Here is a 15,347-nt window from a genome sequence, read left to right as displayed (position 1 = left end):
CCCCTACAGGTGTCAGGCCCGGGCAACGCCACGGCGGTTGCGCACCAGCACGGTGGCGCTGCCGCCGACCAGCAGCAGACCGGCCGCGGTGGCCAGCAGCGGGACCACCGGGGTGTCCGCACCGGTGGCGGCCAGTGAGCCGCCGCCCGTACCGCTCAGGCCGCCGGTGGTCAGCGAGGCCCCGCCGGAGGTACCGCTGCCGGTGCCCTGGCCGCCGCCGGCCGCGGAACCGCCGCCGCCGCTACCGGAGGAGCCGGCAGGCGGCAGCTTGGCGTCCTTGTCGAAGGCGAGGGTGGCGCTGACCGGGTCCAGGGCCGTACCGGCCGGGTAGTTGGAGAAGGCCGGCACCCCCTCGGCGGTGAGCGTGGCCGGAACGCCGGAGAGCGTCACCACGCCGCCGACCGGCTTCAGGGCGGAGGCCGGGACATCCAGCCTGGCGATCCTGGCGCCGCTCAGCGAGCTCGAACTTCCGTCCGGGGACTTGCCGTTGACGTCGGCGGTCAGGAAGGCGCCGTCCCGGTCGATGGTCAGGCCCAGCTTGGAGAGCGTGGTGTCCAGCGCCCAGCCGTCCTTGCCGGGGTGGCCGAGGAAGCGGACCGAGCCGTTGAAGGAGGCGCTCAGCGCGTGATCCCTGGTGTTGTACGCGCCGGTGGCACCGCCGAAGCGGTAGTCGGCCGCGCCGCCGCCGAACTCGACCTTCCCGGCGGCCGTCGGGGACTCCAGGTACGTGCGGAAGCTCTCCTTGACCTTCCAGTCCAGCGTCCCGTTCACCACCGGCAGGGTGGCCGGGGCCGTGCCGGGGCTCCCGCTCCCGGACGGGGAGGCGGTGGCGCCGGGCGCCTGGGTGGCCGACGGCGAGGAGCCGGCCGAGGGGGTACCGGAGGACGGGGTCGGGGTCGGCGTGCCGGTGGACGTGGCCGAGGGGCTCGCGCTCGGGCCGCCGGTGGGGCCGCCGGTCGGGCCCGCGCTCGGCGAGGAGGTGGCGGACGGCGTGGCGGTGGCCGTCGCGGTCGGCGGCACGGTCGGCGGTGTCGTGGCCGGGCTCTGCTTCAGCAGCAGCGACAGCGGGTCCATGTCCGCCCCCGCCGCGTAGAAGCCGGCGAAGGCCCGGGCGCCCTGCTCGGTCAGCTTGGCCGCGGCGGGCGTCCCGTTGGTGGTGTCCCGCGCGACGGTGAACGTCACCAGCGGCACGTCCTCCCGGCGGGTGACGTCGGCGGCGCCCACCGACTCCTTGGATGCGGTGTCGGCGGTCAGCGTGCCGGTGGTGCCGGAAGTGGTGATCCGCAGGTCGCTGAGCGCGACGTCCAGCGCGCCGTGGTGGGCGGTGAAGTGCACGCCGCCGGTGAAGGAGGAGCTGAGCGCGTGCGTGGTGAGGTCGTACGCCGCGTTCGCCAGACCGAAGTGGAAGGTGCCGTCGGCGTTGCGGGTCGCACCGCCGGTCAGCTCGATCGCGCCGCCCTGGGAGGCCGGGCCCTCGATGTAGCTGCGGAAGCTGGCCTTCACGCCCCAGTCCAGCGCTCCGGTGTCGTACGTGACGCTGCTCGGGCCGCCCGCGCCGAAGGCCAGTGCGGGGGCGCCGAAGGCGGTCAGGCCGAGGCCGGCGGTGGCGGCCGCGAGGGCGGCCAGCCGGGTGCGGTTGCGGGACATGCTGGGTACTCCGTTCGGATGGGGGGAGGGAGCGGGGGGACGCTCCCGGAGGGGTCAGGCCGCGTCGTCGGCGTCGGGCCCGGCGGCGGGGGCCGGCCCGGCTTCGGAGGCCCCGGCCGCGGCGGCCGCCCGGCGGCGGCGGACGAGCAGGCCGCCGGTGGTGGCGAGGGCCGCCGCCAGCACCGCGCCGCCGACCACGGCCGGCACCGGAACGCCGTCCGAGGAGGACGCGGCGACGGGCGCGGCGGCCGGGGAGGCGGGCGGGCCCGCGACGGCGCCCGGCGGGGTGGCCGGGGCACTGCCGAGGTCGGGCAGCGGGGGCAGCGCGGCGGCCGGGTCGAGGGCGACGGCGAAGCTGAGCGGGTCCATCACGGTGCCCGCCGGGTACAGGCCGCCGAAGGCCTTGGCGCCGCCCTCGGCGAGCGTGAGCGGCAGTTCGACGGCGGTCAGCAGGCCGCCCTCGGCCTTGAGGCCGGCCGGGTCGAAGGTCGCCAGCTCGACGCCGGGGAGCTGCTGGGCGGCGCCGTCCGGGGTCCGGCCGGAGACGTCGGCGAGCAGTCGGCCCCGGCCGCCGGAGACGCTGACGCCCGGGTCGGCGAGAGTGAGGTCCAGGCCGTAGCCGTCGCCGGCCCGCAGGCCGGTGAAGCGGACGGTGCCGGTGAAGGCGGCGGTCAGCTCGCCGGTCGCCGGGTCGTACGCGCCCTTGGCCGGGGTCCAGCGGAAGAACGCGCCGCCGTCGGCCGCCCCGCCGCCGAGCTCCCAACGGCCTTGGGCGATCGCACCGGTGACGTAGTCGCGGAAGGTGCGGCGCACGCCCCAGTCGAGGGCGCCGTCGGCGAATTCGGTACGGGCCGGGGCCTGGGCGGCCGGCTCGGTGGCCGGCGGGACGGCCGGCCCGGTCGGCTCGGTCGCCGGCGGGGCGGTCGCGGGCGCGGTCGTGGCGGCCGCTCCGGACGCCGGGGCGGGGGCCGCCGAAGCCGGCTGCGCGGCGGGCAGGTTGACCGAGAGGGTGAGCGGGTCGAGGGCCGTGCCGGCCTGGTAGAAGCCGCCGAAGGCCTTCGCCCCGGCGTCGGTGAGGGTCGCCGGGACACCGCTCAGTGTCAGGGTGCCGGCCGCGCCGCGCAGGTCGACGCCGGCCAGCGAGAGGTCGGCCAGCTTGGCCTGGCTGGCGCTGCCGACCTGCCCGGTCTCCTTGGACTTGCTGCTGACGTCGGCGTACAGCCCTGCCGCGCCGCCCTGGACGGCCTTGAAGGTGAGCCGACCGATGCTCAGGTCGAGCGCGTCGGAGCCGCCCTCCTGGTGCCCGGTGAACCGCACGCCGCCGGAGAAGGCGGCGGTCAGCGCGCCGGCCGCCGGATCGTACGTGCCGTTGGCCGAGTGGAACCGGAAGGTGCTGCCGCCGACCGTGGCCGCGCCGCCGGTCAGCGCCCAACTCCCCTTGGCGATGGGCCCGGTGACGTAGGCCAGGAAGGACTGCTTGATGCCCCAGTCCAGCCGCCCGCCGGAGACCCTGCCCTCCGCGGCGGCCGCCGGCCCCGGCGACAGGCCCACGGCCAGCAGGGCGGCGAGGGCGGCCACCAGGGCGGCGGCCAGACGGCGGAGCCGGCTGGACAGGGGCACGGCGAATCACTCCTCAAGGGGGGCATGGGGGGATGCCGCAAAGGGGGCCCGGCGGGCACCACCCCCTTGCGGAACTCAGGTAAGGCTAACCTAATATATGAGTCAAGGGCCCCGCCGCCTCCTCCCCGGCGGCGGGGCATCACAGGCACCAACTCCCGGTGAAGGGAAGCAGGTTGAGCAGCATGACGATCCGATCAGGGGCGGCCCGCGGGCCCGTCCTCCTGCTGCTCGCCCTCGGCCTGCTGCTCGCCCTCACCGCCTGCGGCGCCGCGAGCGGGACGGCCGGGGCAGCGGGGGCGGCCGCCTCCCGCACCCCCGACGCGGTCGAACCGCTGCCCGGCGAGCCCGTCCCCCGGCTCCCGGCCACCACCGCCTCCGCCGACGGCCGCCAGGTCACCGTCACCAGCGCCGAACGGGTCATCCCGCTCAACGGCAGCCTCGCCGAGCTGGTGTTCAGCCTCGGCCTCGGCCCCAAGGTGGTCGCCCGGGACGTCTCCACCACCTTCGAACAGGCCGCCGCCCTGCCGGTGATCACCCAGGCCCACGACGTCTCCGCCGAGGGCGTCCTCTCGCTGCACCCCACCGTCGTCCTCGCCGACCGCTCCACCGGCCCGGCCGAGGCGATCGCGCAGATCCGGGCGGCCGGCGTCCCGCTGATCGTCCTGGACGACGCCAAGCGGCTGGCCGACGTCGGCCCGCGCATCGACACCGTCGCCGCCGCACTCGGAGTCCCCGACGCCGGACGGCAGCTGAAGGAGCGCACCGAACAGCGGATCGACCAGGCCATGGCCGCCGTCCCGGCCGGCGGCCGGCACCCCCGGGTCGCCTTCCTCTACCTGCGCGGCAGCGCCTCCGTCTACCTGCTCGGCGGCCCCGGCTCCGGTGCGGGATCGCTGATCGAGGCGGTCGGCGGCGAGGACGCCGGCACCGCGGCCGGCCTCACCAACGACTTCGTCCCGCTCACCAGCGAGGCCCTGGTCAAGGCCGCGCCCGACGCGATCCTGGTGATGAGCAAGGGGCTCGACTCGGTCGGCGGAACGGACGGCCTGCTCAAGCTGCCCGGCGTCGCCCAGACCCCGGCCGGGCTCGACCGCCGGATCGTCTCGATCGAGGACGGCCAGCTGCTCAGCTACGGCCCGCGCACCCCGCAGGTGCTGCGGGAGATCACCGCCCAGCTCTACCCGGCGGACGCCAAGTGACCACCGCCGTACGGGAGGAGACCTCCCGCGAGGCGCCCGGGCAGACCGCCGCACCGACCGCCGGCCGGACCGTCCTGCTCACCGCCGGACTCGCCGCCGCCCTGCTCCTCTGCGCCCTGCTCGCGGCCGGCATCGGCGCCTACCGCATCCCGCTCGGCGACATCCTCGCCTCCACCGCCCACCGCCTCGGCCTCGGCGGACACGCCCTGGACCGGGTGCCCGAGTCCGTGCTGTGGAACGTCCGGCTGCCCCGGGTGGTGCTCGCCCTGCTGGTCGGCGGCTCGCTCGGCTGCGCCGGGGCACTGATGCAGGGCGTGTTCGGCAACCCGCTCGCCGAGCCCGCCGTGATCGGGGTCTCCTCCGGCAGCGCGGTCGGCACGGTGGCCTGCATCGTGCTCGGCCTGAACACCCTGGGCAGTTGGACGGCCCCCGCCTTCGCCTTCGCCGGCGGCCTGCTGACGGTCGTCGCGGTGTACGCGATGTCCCGCTCCGGCGGGCGCACCGAGGTGGTCACGCTGATCCTCACCGGCGTCGCCGTGAACGCCTTCTGCGGCGCGCTGATCGGCATCCTGCTGTTCATCGCCGACCCCGCCGCGATCAGCCAGGTCACCTTCTGGCAGCTCGGCTCGCTCTCCCAGGCCACCTGGGGCAAGGTGCTCGCCGTCCTGCCGTTCGCACTGGCCGGCCTGACCGTCGCCCCGCTGTACGCCCGCAGGCTGGACCTGCTGGCGCTCGGCGAGCGCCCGGCCCGCCACCTCGGGGTGGACGTCGAGCGGATGCGGCTGGCGCTGATCACCGTCGTCGCCCTGCTCACCGCGGCGGCCGTGGCGGTCAGCGGCATCGTCGGCTTCGTCGGCCTGGTCGTCCCGCACCTGCTGCGGATGCTCGCCGGCCCCGGCCACCGCTTCCTGCTGCCCGCCTCGGCGCTCGGCGGCGCGCTGGTGCTGGTGGCCGCCGACCTCGCCTCCCGCACCGTCGCCGAGCCCGCCGAGATCCCGCTCGGGGTGGTCACCGCACTGATCGGCAGCCCGTTCTTCTTCTGGCTGCTGCGCCGGACCAGGACCAGGCAGGGAGGCTGGGCGTGAAGCTGCGACGCCACCGGGAGATCCCCGAACGACCGGAGCCCGGAAGCGAGTTGCTCGCCGCCGAAGGCGTCCGGCTGAGCCTCGGCGGGCGCCCGCTGCTGGACGGCGCCGCGGTCCGGGTCGCGGCCGGCGAACTGGTCGCGCTGCTCGGGCCGAACGGCGCCGGCAAGTCCACCCTGCTGTCCGTGCTGGCCGGCGACGTCCGGCCGGACGGCGGGGCGGTCTCCCTGCGCGGCCGCCCGCCGACCGACTACGGCGCCGCCGAACTCGCCCTGCACCGCGCCCTGTTGCCGCAGTCCGCCGCACTGTCCTTCCCGTTCCCGGCCGGCGAGGTGGTCCGGATGGGCCGCGCGCCGTGGGCGGGCACGGCGGCGGCCGCCGAGGACGCGGCGGCCGTGGCCGAGGCGATGGCGGCCACCGAGTCCACCGCCTTCGCCGGGCGCCCGTTCACCGCCCTGTCCGGCGGCGAGCGGGCCCGGGTGGCGCTGGCCCGGGTGCTGGCCCAGCGCACCCCGCTGCTCCTCCTGGACGAGCCGACCGCCGCCCTCGACCTGCGCCACCAGGAGCTGGTGCTGCGGGTCGCCCGGGCCCGGGCCGCGGCCGGGGACGGGGTGGTCGTGGTGCTGCACGACCTGTCCCTGGCGGCGGCCTACGCGGACCGGGTGGTCCTGCTGACGGGCGGGACGACGGTCGCGGACGGGCCGGTCGCCGAGGTGCTGCGGGCACCGCTGCTCAGCGAGGTGTACGGGCACCCCGTCGAGGTGCTGGCGCACCCGCGCACCGGGGCGCCGCTGGTGCTGCCGGAGCGCTGAGCGCTTCGCCGCCGCTCAGTCCTCCAGCCGGAAGCCGACCTTGATGCACACCTGGTAGTGCTTGATCCGGCCGTCCTCCAGGTGGCCCCGGACCTGCGAGACCTCGAACCAGTCGAGGTTGCGCAGCGTCCGGGAGGCCCGCTCCACCCCGTTGCGGATCGCGGCGTCGACGCTCTCGGCCGAGGACCCGACGATCTCGGTCACCCGGTACACATGGTCGGTCATGGCGGACTCCCTCAGCTGTGCGACGGCCCCCCGGTCCACCGTGCACCGGCCCGGGTCCGCCCGCACCCCGACGGGCGGCCTCCCGCCTCCGCGGGCGGGTCCTGGACCGGCCCGGGTCCTAGAACGCCGCCCGCACCTCGCCGACCGGCACGCCGCCGCCGAGCAGCGGGGCCGCGCCGATCCGCTCGACGGTCCCGTCCGCCCCGGCCACCCCGAGCCGGCGCAGCGCGGCCGCCAGCACCGGGCCGCGGGCCCGCTCGGCGCCGTCCTCGATCTTGAAGGCCAGCGCCCGGCCGTCCGGCAGCGCGACCACCTGGACGGCCTCGGCGCCCATCTTGGACAGCGCGCCCGGCACCGCCCGCATCAGCCAGGTGTCGGCCCGGCGGGTGCCGGCCACGTACTCGGGGTGGGCGCGCATCGCGTCGGCGACGCGGCGCGGCTCGCTGCCCTCGGCGGCCAGCAGCAGGCCGCGGTAGCCGCGGGCCAGGCCGGTCAGCGACACGGCCAGCAGCGGCGCGCCGCAGCCGTCCACCCCGGCGTGCGCGGCGGTCTCGCCGGTGCCCTCCTCCAGGGCCTCGCGGGCCAGCCGCTGGATCGGGTGGGCCGGGTCGAGGTAGCTCCCGGTGTCCCAGCCGTTGGCCGTGCAGGCGGCCAGCCAGCCGGCGTGCTTGCCGGAGCAGTCCATCAGGATCGGGGCGCGCCCGCCGCCGGCGGCGAGCAGCAGCTCCGCCTCGGTCTCGTCCAGCGGCAGGTCGGCCGGGGTGCGCAGGGCCGACTCGTCGAGCCCGGCGGAGCCGAGGATGCTCCGCACGCCATCGAGGTGAAACGATTCCGCGGAGTGGCTGGAGGCCGCCAGCGCCAGCAGCTCGCCCTCGATCGCCAGCCCGGCCCGCAGCGTGGCCACCGCCTGGAACGGCTTGGCGGTCGACCGCGGGAAGACCGGGGCGTCCGGGTCGCCGAGCGCGAACTCGACCGAGCCGTCGGCCGCGAGCAGCACCAGGGAGCCGTGGTGACGGCCCTCGACGAAGCCGGAGCGTATGACCTCGGCGAGAACGGGCGCGGGGGCGGGCAGGGACATGGCGGTGTGAGCCTTCCGGGGCGTGGGTGGGCCGGGAGCGAGCCGGGCCCCACCCGCCCGCGGCGACCCAGCCGGTCAGAGCGGCCCCCCTGCGAGCAGGTCGTCGACCCGTGCTTCCCCATCACGGTACCTGCGGGTGATCTCGGCGTTGCAACCGTCGGCCGTGCGCAGCAGCCGCTGGCGCCGTCCGGACACCTCGCGCTCGTACGCCCGCAGCCGCTCCAGGGCGGCCAGCAGCTCCTCGGCCGGGTGCGCCGCCAGGTCGGCGAGCTGGACGTCGCCCATCAGCGCGTCCGCCTCCAGCCGGGACTCCCGGGTGCGCGGCGGCCCCAGGGTGACGTGCCGGGCCGAGCGCCGCACGGTGGAGGGCGCGTCGGTCAGGATGGCCGCCAGCCGGTCCAGCAGGTCGCCGGGGGCCGGGTCGGGGCCGGACGGACCGGCCGGGCGGACCGGGCCCGTGCCGGGCCGCCGGTCGAGTTCGGCGCGCAGGATGTCCATCCGCCCGTGCAGCAGCCGCCGCAGGTAGGACAGGTCGGCCTCCTGCTCCAGGGTCTCCCGGCGCAGCACCCGCAGCTGCTCCAGGCCCAGCCCCTCCAGGTCGGGCTCGTCCTCCGCGCCCGCCGCCGGACCGTGCGGGCCCCCGGGAGCCCGCACCACCGACCCGGACCGGTCCCGCGCCACGCTGCTCGCGTCCATCACCCAACCACCTGACGTCGTCCGATCCCGCCCGCTCGCGGCACCCCGTCGCTGCCGCCGGTCCGACCCGTCCCCCGACGGGCCGCGCGTCCCGTCCACCGGCCCGCCGGGAACCCCCGGAGGTTCCGGTCCCCGGCCGTGGCGCCCACCGGGGCGGCACCGCCAGACGCCTGACCTACCGGCTCGACCGCCCGGCCGAACCCGGGTCCGGCGCGGCGGACCTCCTGGCGCCCCGGACCCCTCGTACGGTCCACCAGCGTGCCACCCCACCCGGCGCACGCGCACCGCCCGTGCACCCGAACGGCCCCCTGGCGAACGGGGGTGGCTGATATGACCAGCCCTTTCCGCAGGAAGAACGGCGCCCGATTCCGCGCAGGCGCGCACCCCAGGGCGTGCACGGCCACTGTGCACGCCCCTGGTGTGCGCCCTGGGGAGGCCGCCGGGGCGGACGGGCAGGGCCGACCGGAAGGGCCGCCGGGAAAGACGGCCGGGAAGGGTGCGGCGCGCGGCCAGGGGCGCGGCGGACGCGCGGGCGCGGAGCGGCGGCGGACGCGCGGGGCGCGGGGTGCGCGGGACGCACCCGGGGCTCCTCCGGGGGCCGTACGGCGCTCCGGCACAATGGCGGCATGCGAGCAGTGGTGCAGCGAGTGACCGAGGCCCGGGTGACCGTGGCCGGTGAGACCGTCGGCGCGATCGAGGGGCCCGGGCTCTGCGTCCTGGTCGGCGCCACCCACGACGACACCCCCGCCAAGGCCGCCCAACTGGCCCGCAAGCTCTGGACGCTGCGGCTGCTGCCCGCGAACGACGAGGGCGTCGAGCAGAGCTGCTCGGACCTCGGCGCCCCGCTGCTGGTGATCAGCCAGTTCACGCTCTACGGCGACGCCCGCAAGGGCCGCCGCCCCACCTGGAACGCCGCCGCCCCCGGCCCGGTCGCCGAGCCGCTGGTGGACGAGGTGGTGGCGCAGCTGCGCGCGCTGGGCGCCAAGGTGGAGACGGGCCGGTTCGGCGCCGACATGCGGGTGGCGCTGGTGAACGACGGCCCGTTCACCGTCCTCGTCGAGGTCTGACCCCGCCGGGGCCCTGCGGGGCCCCGCAGGGCCCCGCGGAGCCCTCTACTGCGGGACGATCACGTCCTGGGTGCCCGGCACCGTGCCGGCCAGCAGCACGGCGTCCACCGGGACGTTCCGCTTGACGATCGCCAGCGCGATCGGCCCCAGCTCGTGGTGCCGCGCCGAGGAGGTCACGAAGCCCAGCGCCCGCCCGTCCGGGTCGGTGGCCAGCCGCACCTCGGTGCCGTGCGGGGGCAGCGTCTCCTCGGTGCCGTCCAGGTGCAGGAAGACCAGCCGACGCGGCGGGCGGCCCAGGTTGTGCACCCGGGCGACGGTCTCCTGGCCGCGGTAGCAGCCCTTCTGCAGGTGGACGGCGGTGCGCAGCCAGTCCACCTCGTGCGGGATGGTCCGGTGGTCGGTCTCGAAGCCCAGCCGGGGCCGGTGGCCCTCGATCCGCAGCGCCTCGTACGCCCAGACCCCGGCCGCCGGGCCGTACCCGGCGGTGAGCCGCTCCAGCTCGGCGCGCGGCACGAACAGGTCGCGCCCGTACGGGAGTTCGCGGACGGCGGCGGCACCCTCGACGGGGGCGGTGGAGCCGGCGGGCAGGTGCACCACGGCGTACTCGGCGGTCGCGTCGGCGACCTCCACCCGGTAGAAGAACTTCATGCTCTCCAGGTAGGCGACCAGCGCCCCCTGAGTGCCCGGCTCGACGTGCGCCCAGGTGGTGGTGCCGTCGTCCACCAGGTAGAGCGCGTGCTCGACGTGCCCGTTCGGGGAGAGCACCAGCGCCTCGGCGGCCTGCTGCGGCGGCAGGTCGCTGACGTGCTGGGTGAGCAGCAGGTGCAGCCAGGAGAGCCGGTCCGGGCCGGTCACGGTGACCACGCCGCGGTGCGAGAGGTCGACGAAGCCGACGCCCTGCGACAGGTTGCGTTGCTCGCGGAAGATGTCGCCGTAGTGGGCGGCGACACCCTCGTCGGCCCCCTCGGCGGGGACGGCTCCGGGCAGGGAAAGCAGCGGGCTCTTCACACCGGTCATACCGGCCAGCTTACGGCCGCTCCCCGACGAGCTTGGCGGTGCAGTCGGCGCAGCGGCCGAAGATGGCGAAGTGCTTGAGGTCGGTGTCGAAGCCGTGCCGCTCGCGCAGGCTGTCGATCAGCGGCTGGGCGATCTCGGTGCCGGTCTCGGTGACCTTGTCGCAGTCCCGGCAGACCAGGTGCAGGTGGTGGTGGCGGCCGGCCAGGTGGTAGGTCGGGGCGCCGTGGCCGAGGTGGGCGTGCGAGACCAGGCCCAGCTCCTCCAGCAGCTCCAGGGTGCGGTAGACGGTGGAGATGTTGATGCCGCTGGCGGTCCGGCGGACGTGGCAGAGGATGTCGTCGGGGGTGGCGTGGTCGAGCTCGTCGACGGCCTCCAGCACGAGCTGCCGCTGCGGGGTGAGCCGGTACCCGCGTTCGCGCAGGTCGGCCTTCCAGTCGCCGGAGAGCTGCCAGTCGGTGGTGCCGGTGTCCGCCACGGTACTCGTCCCTGCCAATGGTCGGGGGTCCTGGAGCAAGTGTAGGGACCGGCCGGGGGCCGGTCCCTACCTCGTGCACGGAAGTGCCGGTCGCGCGAGCGGCCTACTTGAAGAAGGCGATGCCGTCGTCCGGCAGGTCGTTGATGTCCTTGATCAGCTGGGCCGGGCTGAGCACCTTCTTCAGCTGGGCGGACATGTACGGGCGCAGCGGCACGTTCGGGGCGGCCTTCTCGCCGACCCAGAGCAGCTCGCCGTTGACGAAGCCGTACAGCCGCTTGCCGCCCGAGTACTCCGGGGAGCCCTCGATCCGGGCGACCGCGTCGGTGGAGACGTCGACCTGGGGCTTGCCGTCGGCCAGCTCGCCGTACCAGATCTCGACCGTGCCGTCGTCGCGGACGGAGGAGATCTCGATCCCCCGGACACCGCTGGTGCCGTCGTGGTTGCTGGTGATGCGCCAGAACGCGTGCTCGTTCTCCAGCGGACGGACCTTCTCGCCCTCGCTGTCCAGCACCCAGGTCCGGGAGCGGAACTCCAGGAAGGGGCGGCCGTCGTGGCGGATCACGATCTCCTGGCCGAAGTTGCACTTCTCCGCGCCCGGGAAGTCGTAGACGCCCGCGCCCTCCCAGGTGCCGAGGAGGAAGGCGAGCGGGACGACGTCCCTGTGGAGGTCAGAAGGGATCTCGATCATGTTCCTGGTCGCTGTTCTCGTCGGTGTGGGACTGCCTCAACCGTACGGCAGTCTCAGCGCTGGCCCTGGTACAGCTTCATCACCGAGAAGATGGCGAACCAGGTGATCAGCACGGCCATGAGGGCCAGCAGACCGTCGAAGAAGATTTCCAGACCGGACACGGGTGGCTCCCAGGCGGCGACAGTGTGGTGGATTGTGCTCGGCTCACTCTATCCGCCGGGTTCCGGAGGCTCGCGGTGAGCCCCACCACGTCGCGGTTCGCGCCGCCCTCCCGCGGCTGCTCAAGCTTTGCCCAAGGCTTCCGGGGATGCCGGACGGCGGGGGCGCCGGCACCTCTAAGGTGGCGCCATGGCGAAGAAACTGGTCATCAAGGTCACCGCAGGGGCGGACGCGCCGGAGCGGTGCTCGCAGGCGTTCACGGTGGCGGCGGTGGCCGTCGCCAGCGGGATCGAGGTCTCGCTCTGGCTGACCGGGGAGTCCTCCTGGTTCGCGCTGCCGGGCCGGGCGGCGGAGTTCGAACTGCCGCACGCGGCGCCGCTGCCGGACCTGCTGGAGTCGATCCTGGCGGCCGGCTCGGTGACGCTGTGCACCCAGTGCGCGGCCCGGCGCGGGATCACGCAGCAGGACACCGTCGAGGGTGTCCGCATCGCGGGCGCCCAGGTCTTCGTCAGCGAGATCATGGCGGACAACGTCCAGGCGCTCGTGTACTGAGGCGCCTCGCGCGTCGACCCCTACGGGCGTTCCTCGTGGTCGGGGCGGTCCCGGTCGTGGCCGGGCTCGTCCCACTTCGGGTCGTCCCAGCGCGGGTCGTCCCACCAGTCGTCGTCCGGGTCGCGCTTGTTGGCGAACACCGCGGCGGCCGGCGGGATGACCATCGCGACCACGCACATGCCGATCGCCGCGCCGACCGAGAAGAACCGCACCACGCCCCAGGCCATGACGAACAGGCCCAGGCACACGCCCATCATGGCGAAGTAGTAGCGACGCCGCCGCCTTGCCTGCACCCCTCCACGGTACGACCGAGGGCCCCTGCTCGGCAGGGGCCCTCGGGGTGGGTCCGGGATCGTCCCGGCTCCGGTCAGACCGCGATCGCGACCTCGACGGCGGTGCCCTGGGAGGCCACCACCTGACGGTCCACGGTCTGGCCCGGCACCAGCGCGCGCAGGGTCCACTTGCCCGGGCGGGCGAAGAACCGGAACTGGCCGGTCGCCGAGGTGGGCACCTCGGCCGTGAACTCGCCGCCCTCGTCCAGCAGCCGGACGTAGCCGTTGACCGGCTCTCCGTCGCGGGTCACCGAACCCTGGATGATCGTCTCGTTCGCCACGTCAACTCCTGCCAGGTCCGGGCCGCCGGCCTTCGCACCGCACATGTCTGTCTCCTTCTGACTTACGGGTCGAGCCGGGGGCTCAGTTGCTGCCGAGCTCGATCGGCACGCCGACCAGGCTGCCGTACTCGGTCCACGAGCCGTCGTAGTTCTTGACGTTCTCCTGGCCGAGCAGCTCGTGCAGCACGAACCAGGTGAGCGCGGAGCGCTCGCCGATGCGGCAGTAGGCGATGGTGTCCTTCGCCAGGTCGATGCCCTCGGCCTCGTACAGCGCCTTGAGCTCGTCGTCGCTCTTGAAGGTGCCGTCGTCGTTGGCGTTCTTGGCCCACGGGATGTTGCGGGCGCTCGGCACGTGGCCGGGGCGCTGCGACTGCTCCTGCGGGAGGTGCGCCGGGGCGAGCAGCTTGCCGGAGAACTCGTCGGGCGAGCGGACGTCGACCAGGTTCAGGGTGCCGATGGCGGCGATCACGTCGTCGCGGAAGGCGCGGATCGAGGCGTCGGCGGCCTGCGCCGTGTACTCGGTGGCGGGGCGGGCCGGCACCTCGGCGACCAGGTCGCGGGAGTCCAGCTCCCACTTCTTGCGGCCGCCGTCCAGCAGGCGGACGTCGCCGTGGCCGTACAGCTTGAAGTACCAGTAGGCGTACGAGGCGAACCAGTTGTTGTTGCCGCCGTACAGCACGACGGTGTGGTCGTTGGCGATGCCCTTGGCGCCGAGCAGCGCCTCGAAGCCGGCCTGGTCGATGAAGTCGCGGCGGACCGGGTCCTGGAGGTCCTGCTTCCAGTCGATCCGGACGGCGTTGCGGATGTGGTTCTTCTCGTACGCGGAGGTGTCCTCGTCGACCTCGACGATGACGACCTTCGGGTCGTCCAGGTGGGCCTGGACCCAGTCGGCGTCGACCAGGACGTCGCTGCGGCTCATGGTGGTGTCTCCATCCGAGGGCGGTTGTGCGGAAGGTGCTGCTCAGGAGGGTGCTGCGGGGTGCCCGGGAGGGTGCGGTCCGAAACCCTGTCCGAATAGCGGGACGAGGGGTGGGCCGGTGCGGCCGGGCAGGAGACTGCGGAGTACCTCGGCGACCGCCGGCCCGGGGGGCCGGGCGCGGTCACCGGAAAGATCGGCGGCGGGCGTCAACTGCCCTGCCGGAGCGCCGAGTCAGCGCATTCGACACAGACAGGCGGCCACGCGGCACAGGTCTACCGCCCGCCGCTTCGTGAGGTCCGTCTGTCGCTTCATGCCGACGATGCTAGGGACACCGGAGGCCCGCTGTCATCAGCGTATCGAATAGTGGGATCAGAACGACCGGATGATGGGATTTGCCCCCGACCCGGCCCGTCCGGGCCCGGCCGGCGGCCCCCGGAGGGCGCGCGCGGGGCGCGAACGACACCGCTCCGCGGCCCGCGCTGGACAGCGCGTCTCGCGGAGCGGAACGATTCGGCACAGCCGTGGGCGGGCCCGGGGAGGGGGCCGGGGACGGGGCCGGAGGCGGGCCGGGCACGGGCCGGGATCAGCCCAGGAGCTTGACGTCCTTGCCGTCGAAGGTCAGCTGGAGGCCCTCCGGGAGCGGCGTCACGCCCCCGCTCCCGCCCTCCTTGTCGGCCAGCTTCAGCCCGGCCGGCAGCGAGTCCAGGGTGAAGCTCATCGGCTCCAGCTGCTGGTTGGTGGCGCCGGCCACCAGCCCCGCCAGCGAGCTCAGCCGGAAGCCGTCCACCGTGACGGTGTTCCCCTTGTTGTGCACGGTGCCCTCGCCGATCTCGATCGGACCCAGCGAGGCCTTGACCTTGCCCGGACCGGCGTAGGCCAGGCTCAGCCGGGAGTTGCCGCCCACCGGCAGCTTGGCCCCGTGCAGCAGCTGGGAGGCGGGCGGCAGCAGCTGCGCGAGGTCCGGGTAGGAGATCACCCCGCTGCCGGTGCCGCTGTCCACCGTGGCACTGCTCATGCTGTCGCTGACCTTGACGCCGGAGAGCCGCGCCTTGAACGAGTGCAGCGCCACCTGGTGGCTGCCGTCGCCGACGGCCAGGCCGTCGGAGGAGATCCGGACGTCGTCCAGCTTCATCGACAGCACCTGGGTGAGGAACGGGAAGCCCTCGATCGAGACGTCCGGGCGCTGGCTCATCCGGCCGCTCTTCACGATCCGGTCGGCGGCCTCGTCCTCGGCCACGCCCACCGCGATCCGGTCGGCACCCAGCAGCAGGCCGGAGAGCACCGCCAGGCCGATCGTGGCCTTCAGCCATCCGCGCATCGTGTCCCCCGTCGTCGCCGGTCGCTGTGGTCGTTCGTCGCTGTGGTCGTTCGCAGTCGGTCGTTCACCGTTCCGTGGCGGACGCAGGACACGTCCGCCCTCGCACGACCGTACGACGTCCCGCCCCGGAACATGGTTCCGGGGCGGGAATTCGACCTGAACAGGCCTGGACGGGTG

At 74.9% G+C, this 15,347-nt stretch carries 18 protein-coding genes; 5 read left to right on the top strand and 13 right to left on the bottom strand.

Annotation, left to right across the window (positions count from 1 at the left end; genetic code table 11):
• Positions 1–12: 12 nt before the first annotated feature.
• A complete protein-coding gene (locus ACFU6K_RS11310) occupies positions 13–1,647 on the bottom strand; it encodes an HtaA domain-containing protein (RefSeq protein ID WP_380662306.1) in 1,635 nt (544 codons plus the stop codon).
• A gap of 54 nt (positions 1,648–1,701) precedes the next feature.
• Complete coding sequence (locus ACFU6K_RS11305; protein ID WP_380662305.1) at positions 1,702–3,267, bottom strand: HtaA domain-containing protein; 1,566 nt, start codon at positions 3,265–3,267, stop codon at positions 1,702–1,704.
• A gap of 182 nt (positions 3,268–3,449) precedes the next feature.
• Between ACFU6K_RS11305 and ACFU6K_RS11300 the strand changes: the two genes are divergently transcribed.
• From ACFU6K_RS11300 to ACFU6K_RS11290, 3 genes are read left to right on the top strand one after another with little or no spacing between them, the layout of a single operon-like run.
• Entirely contained in the window at positions 3,450–4,466 is a 1,017-nt protein-coding gene (locus ACFU6K_RS11300; protein ID WP_380662304.1) for a hemin ABC transporter substrate-binding protein, read from the top strand.
• Complete coding sequence (locus tag ACFU6K_RS11295; RefSeq protein ID WP_380662303.1) at positions 4,463–5,551, top strand: FecCD family ABC transporter permease; 1,089 nt, start codon at positions 4,463–4,465, stop codon at positions 5,549–5,551. Before ACFU6K_RS11300 ends, ACFU6K_RS11295 begins: the two co-directional genes overlap by 4 nt.
• A 2-nt stretch (positions 5,552–5,553) precedes the next feature.
• A complete protein-coding gene (locus tag ACFU6K_RS11290) occupies positions 5,554–6,363 on the top strand; it encodes a heme ABC transporter ATP-binding protein (RefSeq protein ID WP_380662308.1) in 810 nt (269 codons plus the stop codon).
• A 15-nt stretch (positions 6,364–6,378) separates the two neighbouring features.
• Here the strand turns inward: ACFU6K_RS11290 and ACFU6K_RS11285 are convergent, their stop codons facing one another.
• The 3 genes from ACFU6K_RS11285 to ACFU6K_RS11275 form a co-directional block, all read right to left on the bottom strand.
• The gene (locus tag ACFU6K_RS11285) at positions 6,379–6,588 is read right to left on the bottom strand and encodes a dodecin (protein ID WP_049661518.1); all 210 of its coding nucleotides are present in this window, start codon (positions 6,586–6,588) and stop codon (positions 6,379–6,381) included.
• 118 nt (positions 6,589–6,706) lie between these two features.
• Positions 6,707–7,666, bottom strand: coding sequence for an asparaginase (locus ACFU6K_RS11280; RefSeq protein ID WP_380662302.1), 960 nt, complete (start codon positions 7,664–7,666; stop codon positions 6,707–6,709).
• A gap of 75 nt (positions 7,667–7,741) precedes the next feature.
• Positions 7,742–8,362, bottom strand: a complete 621-nt coding sequence (locus ACFU6K_RS11275) for an ABC transporter substrate-binding protein (protein WP_380662301.1) — start codon at positions 8,360–8,362, stop codon at positions 7,742–7,744.
• A 626-nt stretch (positions 8,363–8,988) separates the two neighbouring features.
• On the opposite strand from ACFU6K_RS11275, the gene dtd reads away from it, so the two are divergent.
• Positions 8,989–9,429 (top strand): D-aminoacyl-tRNA deacylase, encoded by a 441-nt coding sequence (gene dtd, locus ACFU6K_RS11270; protein WP_049656260.1) that lies wholly within the window; start codon positions 8,989–8,991, stop codon positions 9,427–9,429.
• A gap of 45 nt (positions 9,430–9,474) precedes the next feature.
• Here dtd and ACFU6K_RS11265 read toward each other — a convergent pair whose 3' ends face one another.
• The 3 genes from ACFU6K_RS11265 to ACFU6K_RS11255 form a co-directional block, all read right to left on the bottom strand.
• Positions 9,475–10,437 carry a YgfZ/GcvT domain-containing protein gene (locus ACFU6K_RS11265; RefSeq protein WP_380662307.1) on the bottom strand — a complete coding sequence of 321 codons (963 nt, stop codon included), beginning with the start codon at positions 10,435–10,437 and terminating at the stop codon, positions 9,475–9,477.
• A 19-nt stretch (positions 10,438–10,456) separates the two neighbouring features.
• Positions 10,457–10,921: a Fur family transcriptional regulator gene (locus ACFU6K_RS11260; RefSeq protein ID WP_380662300.1), complete on the bottom strand. Its 465-nt coding sequence runs from the start codon at positions 10,919–10,921 to the stop codon at positions 10,457–10,459.
• Between the two features lie 103 nt (positions 10,922–11,024).
• On the bottom strand, positions 11,025–11,609 hold the full coding sequence (locus ACFU6K_RS11255) for an FABP family protein (RefSeq protein WP_380662299.1): 585 nt from the start codon (positions 11,607–11,609) through the stop codon (positions 11,025–11,027).
• A 348-nt stretch (positions 11,610–11,957) separates the two neighbouring features.
• Between ACFU6K_RS11255 and ACFU6K_RS11250 the strand changes: the two genes are divergently transcribed.
• Entirely contained in the window at positions 11,958–12,320 is a 363-nt protein-coding gene (locus ACFU6K_RS11250) for a DsrE family protein (RefSeq protein ID WP_380662298.1), read from the top strand.
• Between the two features lie 20 nt (positions 12,321–12,340).
• Here the strand turns inward: ACFU6K_RS11250 and ACFU6K_RS11245 are convergent, their stop codons facing one another.
• The 5 genes from ACFU6K_RS11245 to ACFU6K_RS11225 form a co-directional block, all read right to left on the bottom strand.
• Positions 12,341–12,613, bottom strand: coding sequence for a DUF3099 domain-containing protein (locus tag ACFU6K_RS11245; protein WP_380662297.1), 273 nt, complete (start codon positions 12,611–12,613; stop codon positions 12,341–12,343).
• Positions 12,614–12,687: 74 nt separating this feature from the next.
• Complete coding sequence (locus ACFU6K_RS11240) at positions 12,688–12,978, bottom strand: DUF1416 domain-containing protein (protein ID WP_030059605.1); 291 nt, start codon at positions 12,976–12,978, stop codon at positions 12,688–12,690.
• Between the two features lie 37 nt (positions 12,979–13,015).
• Positions 13,016–13,852 carry a sulfurtransferase gene (locus ACFU6K_RS11235; RefSeq protein WP_380662296.1) on the bottom strand — a complete coding sequence of 279 codons (837 nt, stop codon included), beginning with the start codon at positions 13,850–13,852 and terminating at the stop codon, positions 13,016–13,018.
• A 231-nt stretch (positions 13,853–14,083) separates the two neighbouring features.
• Positions 14,084–14,164 (bottom strand): Ms5788A family Cys-rich leader peptide, encoded by an 81-nt coding sequence (locus ACFU6K_RS11230; protein WP_350517234.1) that lies wholly within the window; start codon positions 14,162–14,164, stop codon positions 14,084–14,086.
• 271 nt (positions 14,165–14,435) lie between these two features.
• Positions 14,436–15,170: a DUF2993 domain-containing protein gene (locus ACFU6K_RS11225; RefSeq protein WP_380662295.1), complete on the bottom strand. Its 735-nt coding sequence runs from the start codon at positions 15,168–15,170 to the stop codon at positions 14,436–14,438.
• Between the last annotated feature and the right edge of the window lie 177 nt (positions 15,171–15,347).

The sequence above is a fragment of the Kitasatospora sp. NPDC057512 genome (genome assembly GCF_042802135.1).
Classification (GTDB): domain Bacteria; phylum Actinomycetota; class Actinomycetes; order Streptomycetales; family Streptomycetaceae; genus Kitasatospora.
Note: the sequence above shows the minus strand (reverse complement) of the source record. Positions and strands in the feature narration are given on the sequence as shown.